This is a genomic window from Mesorhizobium sp. B2-3-7 (genome assembly GCF_006442695.1).
Taxonomy (GTDB): Bacteria; Pseudomonadota; Alphaproteobacteria; order Rhizobiales; family Rhizobiaceae; genus Mesorhizobium.
The window spans coordinates 68,046-79,612 of record NZ_VFVV01000020.1; the positions used below are offsets into that span (position 1 = coordinate 68,046).

13 protein-coding genes and 1 riboswitch are annotated in these 11,567 nt (G+C 63.7%); of the genes, 3 read left to right on the forward strand and 10 right to left on the reverse strand.

All coding sequences use genetic code 11. The annotated features are described in order from the left end of the window. Nucleotides 1-5: 5 nt before the first annotated feature. The 3 genes from FJ940_RS27510 to FJ940_RS27520 form a co-directional block, all read right to left on the reverse strand. Nucleotides 6-242: a DUF680 domain-containing protein gene (locus FJ940_RS27510; protein WP_140512784.1), complete on the reverse strand. Its 237-nt coding sequence runs from the start codon at nucleotides 240-242 to the stop codon at nucleotides 6-8. Between the two features lie 71 nt (nucleotides 243-313). After that, nucleotides 314-520 (reverse strand): DUF680 domain-containing protein, encoded by a 207-nt coding sequence (locus FJ940_RS27515; protein WP_140658486.1) that lies wholly within the window; start codon nucleotides 518-520, stop codon nucleotides 314-316. Nucleotides 521-589: 69 nt separating this feature from the next. Continuing rightward, the gene (locus tag FJ940_RS27520; RefSeq protein ID WP_140501224.1) at nucleotides 590-787 is read right to left on the reverse strand and encodes a DUF680 domain-containing protein; all 198 of its coding nucleotides are present in this window, start codon (nucleotides 785-787) and stop codon (nucleotides 590-592) included. Nucleotides 788-1,265: 478 nt separating this feature from the next. Next, nucleotides 1,266-1,468: riboswitch (cobalamin riboswitch) on the forward strand. Between the two features lie 130 nt (nucleotides 1,469-1,598). Between FJ940_RS27520 and FJ940_RS27525 the strand changes: the two genes are divergently transcribed. Continuing rightward, entirely contained in the window at nucleotides 1,599-2,846 is a 1,248-nt protein-coding gene (locus FJ940_RS27525; RefSeq protein WP_140658488.1) for an aromatic ring-hydroxylating dioxygenase subunit alpha, read from the forward strand. 19 nt (nucleotides 2,847-2,865) lie between these two features. Further along, the gene (locus FJ940_RS27530; protein WP_140658490.1) at nucleotides 2,866-3,966 is read left to right on the forward strand and encodes a hybrid-cluster NAD(P)-dependent oxidoreductase; all 1,101 of its coding nucleotides are present in this window, start codon (nucleotides 2,866-2,868) and stop codon (nucleotides 3,964-3,966) included. 93 nt (nucleotides 3,967-4,059) lie between these two features. On the opposite strand, the gene FJ940_RS27535 is transcribed toward FJ940_RS27530, so the two are convergent. The 6 genes from FJ940_RS27535 to FJ940_RS27560 all read right to left on the reverse strand — a co-directional run bounded on the left by FJ940_RS27535 (nucleotide 4,060) and on the right by FJ940_RS27560 (nucleotide 9,426). Next, a complete protein-coding gene (locus FJ940_RS27535; RefSeq protein WP_140501230.1) occupies nucleotides 4,060-4,458 on the reverse strand; it encodes a type II toxin-antitoxin system VapC family toxin in 399 nt (132 codons plus the stop codon). Beyond that, nucleotides 4,455-4,688, reverse strand: a complete 234-nt coding sequence (locus FJ940_RS27540) for an AbrB/MazE/SpoVT family DNA-binding domain-containing protein (RefSeq protein WP_140517783.1) — start codon at nucleotides 4,686-4,688, stop codon at nucleotides 4,455-4,457. The genes FJ940_RS27535 and FJ940_RS27540 overlap by 4 nt, the downstream gene beginning before the upstream one ends. Nucleotides 4,689-4,831: 143 nt before the next feature. Next, on the reverse strand, nucleotides 4,832-6,376 hold the full coding sequence (locus tag FJ940_RS27545) for a DegQ family serine endoprotease (protein ID WP_140558907.1): 1,545 nt from the start codon (nucleotides 6,374-6,376) through the stop codon (nucleotides 4,832-4,834). 197 nt (nucleotides 6,377-6,573) lie between these two features. Beyond that, entirely contained in the window at nucleotides 6,574-7,293 is a 720-nt protein-coding gene (locus FJ940_RS27550; RefSeq protein ID WP_140501235.1) for an MBL fold metallo-hydrolase, read from the reverse strand. 88 nt (nucleotides 7,294-7,381) lie between these two features. Further along, nucleotides 7,382-8,548: a diphosphate--fructose-6-phosphate 1-phosphotransferase gene (locus tag FJ940_RS27555; RefSeq protein ID WP_140558908.1), complete on the reverse strand. Its 1,167-nt coding sequence runs from the start codon at nucleotides 8,546-8,548 to the stop codon at nucleotides 7,382-7,384. A gap of 110 nt (nucleotides 8,549-8,658) precedes the next feature. Beyond that, nucleotides 8,659-9,426 (reverse strand): L,D-transpeptidase, encoded by a 768-nt coding sequence (locus tag FJ940_RS27560; protein ID WP_140517780.1) that lies wholly within the window; start codon nucleotides 9,424-9,426, stop codon nucleotides 8,659-8,661. A 390-nt stretch (nucleotides 9,427-9,816) separates the two neighbouring features. On the opposite strand from FJ940_RS27560, the gene FJ940_RS27565 reads away from it, so the two are divergent. Continuing rightward, nucleotides 9,817-10,440, forward strand: coding sequence for a LysE family translocator (locus FJ940_RS27565; RefSeq protein ID WP_140517779.1), 624 nt, complete (start codon nucleotides 9,817-9,819; stop codon nucleotides 10,438-10,440). 110 nt (nucleotides 10,441-10,550) lie between these two features. On the opposite strand, the gene FJ940_RS27570 is transcribed toward FJ940_RS27565, so the two are convergent. After that, the coding region (locus FJ940_RS27570; protein WP_140577979.1) for an autotransporter outer membrane beta-barrel domain-containing protein at nucleotides 10,551-11,567 on the reverse strand (1,017 nt) is incomplete at its 5' end.

Sequence of the window (11,567 nt, forward strand, 5' to 3'; positions counted from 1 at the left end):
GGCTGTTAGTGGCCGAAGAGATTCCGGTCACTGCCCTGAGGGGCGGACTTGTGTTCATCGCCCGACGAATTGAGCAGCTTGTAGACCGGCGAGCCGCTGTCGCGGATCGAAGCCGTGTGCGCATTGTCGACCGAGGTGACGGCAGGCTGATTGGCGCCATTGGAGCCATAGTTGTCGCTGCTGGCGAAAGCGCTGCCCGAAACGGCCAGGACGGCGGCGGCAGCAAGGATGATCTTTTTCATTTCAAGTCTCCTGAATTCTCAAATTCCACCGCAGAGGCGGGCTTGCCCGCCATCTGCTGCAGGATCGGCTGTTAGTTGTTGCCGAAGAGGTTATGGTCGGCACCCTGAACAGGTGCCTGGGCAGCCGGAGCCGGCGTCTTGGTCGAAGCGGTGTATGAGCTGTCCGTCGAAGTGGCCGCGGGCTGGTTGGCGCCATTGGAGCCATAGTTGTCGCTGCCGGCGAAAGCGCTGCCCGACACGGCCAGGACGGCGGCGGCAGCAAGAACGATCTTCTTCATTTCAAGTCTCCTGAATTCTCAAATTTCGCCAGGACGGCGGAAGGCCCGCCGTCAACTGGAGATCGGCTGTTAGTTGTTGCCGAAGAGGTTGCGATCGGCACCCTGGACAGGCGTCTGGGCAGCCGGTTCCGACTTCTTGGTCGAAGCGGTGTACGAGCTGTCGACGGCGGTGGCCGCAGGGGCATTCGAACCATAATGGTCGCTACTAGCGAAGGCGCTGCCGGAAACAGCCAGAAGGGCGGCGGCAGTGAGAATGATCTTTTTCATTTTTGATACTCCAGTATTTTTCCGTCCGTCTAGCGGCGTGTCTTGGGAGGAAATCGCGTCGTTCGGACAGCCCCGATGTGGGAAAGCCATACCGCCATTTCCAATCACGAAGTTTTTCCGTGTGGACCAAGTTTCCACCACTTGAAATTGTGCCAGAGCCTTCAACATTCGTTTTTTTCTGTTTACTATCAGTTGGTTATGCAAACGCGTCGCGCGATCACCAACTGTGTCGAAGGCCCAGTGTTCACACCGTCCTGCACGCATCGTCAACAGAAACGAACCGTTCGGTTCGATTTTAGAGGGCGCTAACAGTCACTTTTCGAAACCGTTAACCTTTTTTGCCTCCGCCACGAGACGGAATCCGAGGCGGCGACCTGAGGCTTTCTGCCCTGCAACGGCGGCCGCGCCGTTTCCAATGCGTGTCGCGCGGCATGGATGCGATGTCGTTTTCATGCCGACGACAAGTCGGCGATCATGGTTAGATCCTGCCATCTCAGGTGCCGCCGCGTGACGACGAGGCGGAGAATTGGGAAGCCGGTCAGAATCCGGCGCTGCCCCCGCAACGGTGGTGGAGTTCAGGTCGCAACGGGAGACCACTGGGCAAAGGCCTGGGAAGGTGTCGCGACAGTCCGCAAGGACAGCTCCAGAGCCCGGAAACCAGCCCGAGATGTTGGACTCGACTGATCGCGGCGGGCGGTCAAGAGGCGGATGGTGCATGTCCGGCGCAAGCCGGCGCGCTGCTTGATCCTTCCTCTCTCCCCTCCGTTCAGTCCTTCGATGCGAGGACAGGACTTCAATGCGAGGACAGGACATGGATGCGCGCAACGACATGCTGAAACGGCTGCAAGGCCGCAGGGACGGCTTCTCGCTCGAGCAGCCCTTCTATACCGATCCCGACTACTTCAAGCTCGACATGGAGCTGATCTGGTACCGCGACTGGCTGTTCATCGGCCATGATTGCGAACTGCCCCGGCCCGGCAGCTTCATCACCGTGCAGATCGGCGACTATCCTGTGGTGCTGGTGCGTGACCAGAAGGGCAACATCAACGCCTTCCACAATTCTTGCCGCCATCGCGGCAGCCGCGTCTGCAACACAGACAAGGGCACGGCGGCGAAGCTCGTCTGCCCCTACCATCAGTGGACCTATGAACTGGACGGCAGGCTGCTGTTCGCCAGGCAGATGGCCGAGGGTTTCGACAAGAGCCAGTTCGGCCTGAAGCCGGTCGCCTGCGAAAGCGTCGGCGGCTACATCTTCATTTGCCTCGCCGACGAGCCGGCGGATTTCGCGCCGATGCGGACGATGATCGAACCCTATTTGCTGCCGCATCGGCTGCGCGAAGCAAAGGTCGCCTTCGAGAGCACCATCGTCGAGAAGGGCAATTGGAAGCTGGTCTGGGAAAACAACCGCGAATGCTATCATTGCGCCGGCAACCATCCGGAGCTCTGCAAGACCTTCCCGGAGGCGCCGACCGTGACTGGCGTGCAAGACGCCGACGGCGACCCGGAGATGCTGGCGCACTGGGCCAAATGCGAGGCGGCAGGCCTGCCGAGCAGGTTCCGCATCGACCCGGCCGGACAGTACCGTGCCACCCGCGCGCCGCTGCTGCGCGATGCCGTCAGTTATACGATGACGGGAAAACGCGCGGTCAAGAAGAACCTGTCCGACGGCGTTGCCACCGACCGCATCGGCTCCTTGCTGCTCTATCACTATCCGACGACCTGGAACCACATCCTTGGCGACCACGCCGTCACGTTCCGCGTGCTGCCGATCAGCGCCACCGAGACCGCGGTGACGACCAAATGGCTGGTTCACAGGGACGCGGTCGAGGGCGTCGACTATGATCTCGCCGAACTCACCCATGTCTGGACCGAGACCAACGGCCAGGATCGTCGCATCGTCGAGGAAAACGCCTTCGGCATCCTGTCGCCGGCCTATGAACCCGGCCCCTATTCCGAACTGCACGAAGGCGGCGTCATCCAGTTCGTCGACTGGTACGCGCGTTTCATCGGTCCGCGCCTCGCCGAAGACGGCCGGCCGGCCCTGCGCAGCGTTGCTTGAGAGGTAAGGGATGAATGCGATGACGGATCTCGGCCTCTATCGCCATCTCGATCAGATGGCGCCCTGGAACGACAGGCTCCAGGTGCTGGAAGTGATCGGCGTGAGCGACGAGGCGCCTGATGTAAAGACCTTCACCTTCCGCTCCGACAACCAGACCTGGTTCCGCTACAAGCCGGGCCAGTTCGTGACGCTGGAACTGCCGACAGCGGATGGGTTGCTGATGCGCACCTACACGCTGTCGTCTTCGCCTTCACGGCCATTCTCGATCGCGGTGACGGTGAAGGCGCAGGCCGGCAGCACCGGCACACGCTGGATGTTCGACCATTTGAGGCCTGGTTCGCACGTCAAGGCGTATGGGCCGGCCGGAGACTTTTCGCTGCACAGCCACCCGGCGGCCAAATATCTGTTCATCTCGGCCGGCTCCGGCGTGACGCCGATGATGTCGATGCTGCGCTGGCTGAATGACTGCGCGCCATGGACCGATGTCGGCTTCGTCAACTGCGCCCGCCGCCCCGAAGAGATCATCTTCCGCAAGGAGCTGGAATTGCTCGGCAGCCGCATGCCCGGCCTGTCGCTCGGTTTCATGATCGAGGAGCGGTCGAGCCGGGAAGGCTGGTTCGGCCATATGGGCCGCATCGACGCCATCCGGCTGCCGCTTTTGGCGCCCGATTTCCGAGAGCGCGAAATCTTCTGCTGCGGCCCCGACCCCTTCATGCGTGCCGTGCGCGGCATGCTCGAAGCCGCCGGCTTCGACATGGCGAGATACCATCAGGAAAGCTTTGCAGCGCCGCTGCTGGAAGAAATCCCGGCGCCGTTCGCCTCGCCGACTGGAGACGGTGCAGCCATTCCTGTCGAAGCCGCGACGCCGATCCGGTTCTCGATTTCGGACGTCGATGCCGCATGCGTCGCCGGCCAGACGGTGCTGCAGACGGCGCGCGCCTCGGGAGTCAGAATCCCCGCCGCGTGCGAATTCGGCCTGTGCGGAACCTGCAAGGTCAAGAAGCTCTCGGGCGAGGTCGAGATGAGCCACAATGGCGGCATCCTCGATCACGAGATCGAGGACGGCTTCATTCTCGCCTGCTGCTCCAAGCCGCTTTCGGCGCTTGATATCGAGGCGTGACCGACGGCGCTCGGCGGTCTGCAACGCCGCTTAAAGCGCGTCGCATGAGCCCATTTCGATGCGACACGCTTTGGAGCGAAATCCGACGGCCATTCAGGGAGTGATCAGCGTCACAGAAGGGAAATAAGTCCGGTAGCGGCCGACATCACGCGTCAGCAGCGGAAGGCGTCCGACGGCTGCGTGGGCGCCGATGAAAAAGTCAGGCAACACGCCGGTCCTGGATCCTCCCGATCTGCGATATTGTGTAAATGCTTTTCCGGCAAGGAAGAGGGCTGCTCTTGGCATCGGAACCATTTCTAGACCGGCCGCCTCGACAAACGCCTCCAGATCCTCGATGCGTGCGTAGCGGACGGCAAGCTCGGCATAGACCGCATCATTGATCAACAACGGCCCATCGAGGCTCGCTGCCTCGAGATGGGCGACCGACCAATCCGCCCAGCTCGGATCGTCCGTAACAACGTCGAGCAGAACGTTGGTGTCGACGAGCGTCACCGTTCGGAACGCGTCAGCGCCATGATCGCGTCCGTCGTGAGCCCCTCGCCGGCATGACCTCGCAACTTGGCGAAGCGGCTCGCCGGCTGCTTTTTGTCAGCACGGGTCAGCACCACGCTGCCATCGGCAGCGCGCCGGAAATCGACCTTGCTTCCCGGGACGATCTCCAGGAGATCGCGAACCGGTTTGGGGATGGTCACTTGTCCCTTCGCTGTAACGGTCGTCGCCATCTTCGTTCCTCGGTAATACCATGTCTCCCGAAGGTATTACCTTGCGGTCCGGATTTCAAGGCCTGAAGCGTCAATCCCCGGCCGGGAGGCGGGCTCGTCGACCGACAAGCCCGCCATCCCTGCATTCATGTCAACGCGATGTCTCAGCCATTGGCGAAGGGCACGGCGACATAGATCTGGGCATCGCCTCGTTCCACCAGCAGCAGCACCGATTTGCGGCCTGACTTGCCGGCCTGCGCGATCGCCTGCGTGGCCTGCCTGGCGCTCTTCACCGGCATCTGGTTGACGGCGATAATGATGTCGCCGGGCTGGACGCCGGAAGCCGCCGCCGCCTTGTTGGGATTGACCGCGGCGACCACCGCGCCACGCTGGTTGTCGGGGAGGTTCATCTGCTGGCGAATATCGGGCGTGATGTCCATCAGGCCGAGCCCGATCGCCGGCAGGCGGGCGCCCTGCCCGTTTCCCGGCGCGCCGGAATCACCAGATACCGACGCGGTCTGCGCATCGTCGCCATTGCGGCCGACGTCGACGGAAAGCTGCATGGTTTTGCCATTGCGCCAGACGTCGAGCGTTTCCTTCTTGCCGGGCGAGACATCGGCGACGGCACGCGACAGGTCCTTGGGGTCCTTTATCTCCTGGCCGGCGAAGCCGGTGATGAGGTCCCCCGTCTGGATGCCGGCCGCGGCCGCCGGCGAGCCCTCGGTGACCGAGGAGACCAATGCGCCGCCGGGGTGATCGAGACCTATGGCACTGGCAACGTCCGGGGTCACCGGCTGGATCTGGACGCCAAGATAGCCGTATTCGATTTCGCCGCCCTTCATCAGCTTGGCGACCACCTTTTGCGCCTGGTCGGACGGAATGGCGAAGCCAACGCCGACGCTGCCGCCATTGGGCGAATAGATCGCGGTGTTGATGCCCACGACGTTGCCGCTCACATCGACCAGCGGACCGCCAGAGTTGCCGTGGTTGATCGGCGCATCGATCTGGATGAAATCGTCGAACGGCCCGCTGTGGAGATCGCGGCCGCGCGCCGAGACGATACCTGAGGTGACCGTGGTGCCGATGCCGAACGGATTGCCGAAGGCCAGCACTTGATCGCCCGGCATCAACTTATCAGAATCTCCCCATTTTACCGTCGGCAGGGGCTTGTCGGCCTTGATCTTGATCACCGCAAGGTCGTTCTTGGCGTCGCGGCCGACCAGCTTGGCGGGAAGCTCTGAACCGTCGTCAAGCGTCACCTTGATCGAGCTCGCGCCGTCGATGACATGGTTGTTGGTGACGATGGTGCCGTCGGCGCCGACGATAAAGCCGGATCCGAGCGCTTCGGCGCGCTGCGACTGCTGCGGCGGCGCTTTCGGCCCGGGCATGCCCTGGTCGCCGAAGAACTGGCGGAAATAATCGTCGAAAGGCGAGCCGCCGCCGTCCAGGGGCGAGGCATCGCTCATGGCGTCCGGTTGCCCCTTCATGACGGTCGTAACCGTCACCACGGCCGGCTTGTCGGCTGCCACGATGGGGGCAAAGGAGCCGTTCGGGGCCGCTACGCCGGCTACGGGGGTCTGTGTCGTACCGACGGCGTTGTGGACCTCGTTCGGGCTTTCGGCGAAGGAGGCCACGATGGGAGAGATGATCAGCGCAGCGCCCAGCAGGGCCGCGACGCGATGTCTACGAAGAATGCTTATGGGTGACATGGTCGTTCTGTCCGGGCGAGAGTTGAACCTGGGCCGCGGATGGTTCGGGGGAAAACACCCGTCGGCTGTCGACAGCCGGATTGCCTGTCTCGCCGCGCATGGCAGCCGGCCGGATCGACAAACCAGCATCTAGGGCGCGGATTGGCCCGATTTAGGGTTTTCGGGCGACCTTACGAAGATTTAATTTTAGAGCCGGCTTATGGACCAGCCGCTCGGCTGAGATAGGCCGAGGCGATCTCGCGCATGCGCTCGCCGTCGAAACTCGGGCCGTGACCGCCATGGCCGATGCGGATCGGCAGGTCGAGCAGACGCCGCATGGTGAGGCAATAGGCCGACTTGTCGGAGTCTGGCAGGTCGTCGATCAGCCGGTCGTCATAGATGGCGTCGCCGCTGAAGAACAGGCCGTCTGCTTCGTCGAACAGCGCGATCGAATCCGGCGAATGCCCGGGCAGATGCAGCACGCGGAAGCGGCGGTCGCCGAGATCGACGACATCACCCTCGTCGAGGGTGCGCGTCAGCGGCGCTGGCGGGATCTTGTAATCCGCAGCCTTCCAGCCCGGTGCCGGCAGTCGCGAGACGGCGCCGTCGAGGTCGTGGAACATGTAGGCGTAGGTCGCCGCCTCATCCATGTTCTCGAACTGCGCGGCACTCACCCTGGGTCCCGCGCGCAGCGCGAATTCATGCAGCGAGCCGACATGATCGAGATGGATGTGGGTGGCGACGACGATGAGCGGTTTGCCGGCCCGGGTTTCGATCTCCGGCGCCAGCGGGCAGATGCCCATGCCGGTATCGACCAAAAGGTCGGCGTCGCGGCCGGTGAGATGCCAGATGTTGGCGCGCACATAGTCATGCACGAACGGCTCGGTCAGCATCGTCGTCTTCTCGTCGACGATGCTCCTGCTGAACCAGTTCTCCATCAGAAGCGGCCCGGCATCAAGCGTGAGCCCGGCATCAGGTGTGAGCCTCGCATCAGGTGTGAGCCTGGAATCAAGTATGGTCCCGACATCAGACGAAGGGCTTTCCGACCTTGTATTTTTCCGGCACCAGCCGCTTCAGGTAAGCCATGCCGGCGTCGGACAGATGGTTGGCGTCCGGCTTCATGAAGTTCTCGGGCATGTGACGGGTCTTGCCGGCCACGTTCTTCAGCGGCACCTTCTTCAGCACGGTTTTGGTGCCGTCATATTGCAGCGCCACGGAGCCGCCGCCCTGTTCGGCCACGGTGACCGCGAAAGCTCCCGCGTCGAACGCCTCCTGCGCGTCGACGGCGCTGATGGCGCCGACATAGCCGCGCGGCATGTAGCCCAGCGCATCGACGCGGGCGCGCTTGCCCGGCAGCCCTTCGGCGAGCGCCCGCTCGAGTGCCGCCGGCAGGTCGCTGCCCGATAGCTTGACATTGCCATGCTGGTCGCGCTCCAGCTTCTCGGGCGGCACCAGGCTTTCAACCAGCGCCTTGCCGTCGGCGGTGCTCACCCCTTCCGAAACGGCGACGATGCAGCGCTTGTGGCGGTCGAGCGTGGCGCGCACGTCCTCGATGAAGGCTGTGGCCGAGAACGGCCGCTCCGGCACGTAGACGAGATGCGGACCACTGTCGGGATCGAGCTGCCAAGCCGCGGCCGCGGCCGTGAGGAAGCCGGCGTGCCGGCCCATGACGATGCCGACATAGATGCCGGGCAGAGCGCGGAAATCGAGATCGACGGACAGGAAAGCGCCGGCGACGAACTCGGCCGCCGAGATGAAACCCGGCGTGTGGTCGTTCTCCTCGAGATCATTGTCGATGGTTTTGGGCGCATGCACGAACGCGATCTTGCCCCCGGCGGCATCGGTCAGGATCTGCTGCGTGCCCGACGTGTCATTGCCGCCGATGTAGATGAAGGCATCCGCGCCGGCCTTCTTCAGGCCGTCGAGGACGACCTCGCAATAGGCTGCATCCGGTTTGTCGCGCGTCGAGCCAAGGGCCGCGCTCGGCGTTCCGGCGATCAGCCGCAGGCGGTCTTCCGGGACGGCGGAGAGGTCGATATAATTGCCGTCGCGGATACCGCGCACGCCGTGGATGGAGCCCAGGACCTTGGCGCCGGGATGCCGCTTGCGGATCTCCAGCGTCGCCCCGACCACGGTCTGGTTGATGACGGCCGTCGGGCCGCCGCCCTGCGCGATGACGAAAGTTCCGGCCATTGGTGAAATTCTCCCGGGCGATTGGATTTCAGGCACCTTCGCCTGTCTTTGGCCATCGCGCAACGGCAGAAACGACCGGCCGCGCCAGCGGCCGCGAGGTGAGGCTTGAGCTAGACGACGACGACCGGGTTCTTCTTGGAAACGCGGCTGTAGAGGTCGATGATGTCCTGGTTGATCAGGCGCACACAGCCCGACGACATGGCCTGGCCGATGCTCCACCATTCGGGCGAGCCATGGATGCGGTAGCCGGTGTCCTTGCCGTCCTGATAGATGTAGAGAGCGCGCGCCCCGAGCGGGTTGGTGAGGCCGCCGGGCTGGCCGCCCTGCCATTTTACCAATTCCGGCTTGCGGGCGATCATTTCCGGCGGCGGGGTCCAGGTCGGCCATTCCCGTCCGTACTGGATGTTGGCGCGGCCGGACCAGCGGAAGCCGTCCTTGCCGATGCCGACCCCGTAGCGGATGGCGTCGCCCCCCGGCTGGACGAGGTAGAGCATGCGCTCATTGAGATGAACGACGATGGTGCCGGGCGCTTCGCCCGTCTGGTCGACGACGATCTGGCGGCGGAATTCCGGCTTGATCTTGAGGTAGGGCACCTCGGGCACGTTGAAGCCGCCGTCGCTCAGGGACGCGTACATCAGGTCGGGGCTGGTGACGTTCTTGTCGACGCTGATGCTCGGCCGGATCGGCCGCACAGAGCCGGTGACCGTGTCGTCGAGCTCAAGCGCCGGCAGGCCGCCGCCCGAAGTCGAGCAGCCGGCGGCGCCAAGCAAGGCCAACGCCCCTGCCCCGGATAAAACGGCGCGGCGGGAGACAAGACTATCGGTTTCGATTGCGTCGCCGTTTCGCGGCGGCCTCAGACCTTGCGGCAACTCACGCATGTACCCAAACCCTACGCTGTCGGCGGGAAGCACGGTCCGGCCGGATGACGAGCATTTTCATCATTCATGGTTGATAAAGCGTGAAGGCCTTGCGCTGCCTGCATTTGCGAACAGGCTGGGCGCCATTGCGCCCTCTCCGGTATCGCCAACCAGCGTGCCCTGCACGAAATCACCTCGGGCGGGTCATAGTCCCGGCGCCAGCGTGTCAAAAGCGGGGGCCCCCATGTGCAAGACCTGAAAGATCAACCTCGAGCTTCTCGCCGAGATCGTGAACCTGTCGGGCGGCTCGACTGACGCCGAACTGCCGTTGGGGGGGGGTAGAAACAAACCGCTTTACATTCTCCTGGACCGAAGGATTTATCCTCTTCTTTGAGCTCAAAGGAGACGAGCATGTCCTTCGAAAACTGGGCCGCCTTCGCTGCCGCGTCGACCATCCTCCTAGTCATTCCGGGACCGACCATCCTTCTGGTCGTGTCCTATGCCCTCGGCCAGGGATGGCGCACCGCACTGCCGATGGCCGTCGGCGTGGCGCTGGGCGACTTCACGGCGATGACCTTGTCCATGCTGGGCATCGGCGCCCTGCTGGCAGCTTCGGCCACCGTCTTCACGATCCTGAAGCTGATCGGCGCTGCCTATCTGGTCTATCTCGGCGTAAAACTGTTCCGGGCCGGCGGCGCGCTCAAGGCCGAGCCGCGCACCGATGCCGTGTCCTCCGCCAGGATGATGGGGCATGCCTGGCTGGTCACCGCGCTCAACCCGAAAAGCATCACCTTCTTCGTCGCCTTCCTGCCGCAGTTCCTCGACCGGCACGCCGATTTCTGGACGCAGATGCTGATCTTCGAGACGACCTTCCTGGCGCTCGCCTTCGCCAATGCCTTCGGCTACGCGCTGATCGCGTCGCGAGCGCGCAACCTTGTGCGCAACCCTAGGGCGATCCGCGTCTTCAACCGCACCGGCGGCACGCTGCTGGTTGGCGCCGGCATCGCCACAGTGGCGATGCGTTCAGGGAATTGAACAAGGGGGATTCGCTCAACGCACAGCGTTAGCGCTGCCCCTCACCTGCCTGCCGGCGGATGAGGGGCGGCGTCGACTTTACGCACGAAAACAGCGCCAGCTTCGCCGTCTCACCACTTGATGCTGACGCCGAGATTGCCCTCAAGGATGCGCCGCTTGTCACCGCCGAGATTGGTGGTGTAGTCGCCGGTGGCGAAGAGGCTGACCTTGTCCGTCACCTTGGCGGTCACGCCGCCGCCGAATTCGAACGAGGTCGAGCGGCTTTCGGTCGAGATGTCGGTGGTGTCGAAGTTGACGTGATCCGTGCCACCGGAACCGTGCCAGAGATTGGCCTTGAGGTAAGGTTGCAGCACGGTGCCGTTCAATGTCGTCTCGCCCTGCAGGCGCAGGCCGAGGCGTCCGGTGACGTTGTCGTCGAGATCGAAGGAAACCGACGCGAAGCGATCCTCGGCATCGTCGAGCGATAGATGCTGCCAAATCAGTTGCGCCTGCGGTTCGAGCGTCCAGCCTTGCGCCAGCGCGATCGGGTAGCCCCCTTCCAGCGAAGCGGTGACGCCGGTTCCCTTGACATCGATGCCGATGTCGCGGGTCGAGGTCGCATCGCCGCTGAAAAAAGTGGCCATGACGACCCCGTCCAGGTACCAGCCCCCGGGACCGATACGGGTCCAGTAGCCGCCGACGCTGGTGCCGCCGAGATCGATGTCGCCGACGCCCAGATCGTTCTGCCCCAGCGCCTGGCCGCGCACATCGCCGTTCATGGTGGCATAGGCGATGAACAGGCCGGCACGATCGACGCCACCTGAAGCGGTTTCCTGGCCAAACACGTCGAAGCCGCCCTGGAACCCGAACAAGGTGCCGTCGAACGACGGCGAAACCGTTCCCGACCAGCCCATCTTCGCGTCCTGGCCGAAGATACGGCCCCAGACCGGAGAGAGTTCGGTGTTTGACAACAGGCTCTGTTCGCCTCGCCGTTCATGGAAAGTACCAAGTGTCGTCATCGCCAGATGCTCGGCCACCGGCGGAACCGCCGAATAGACCGGGACCTCGACACGGTAGAGCAGGATCTCCTCCCCTGCCGCGGGCGTCGGAAGATCGGGCACCGCAGTCGGGACGGGCGGGGGCGGCGG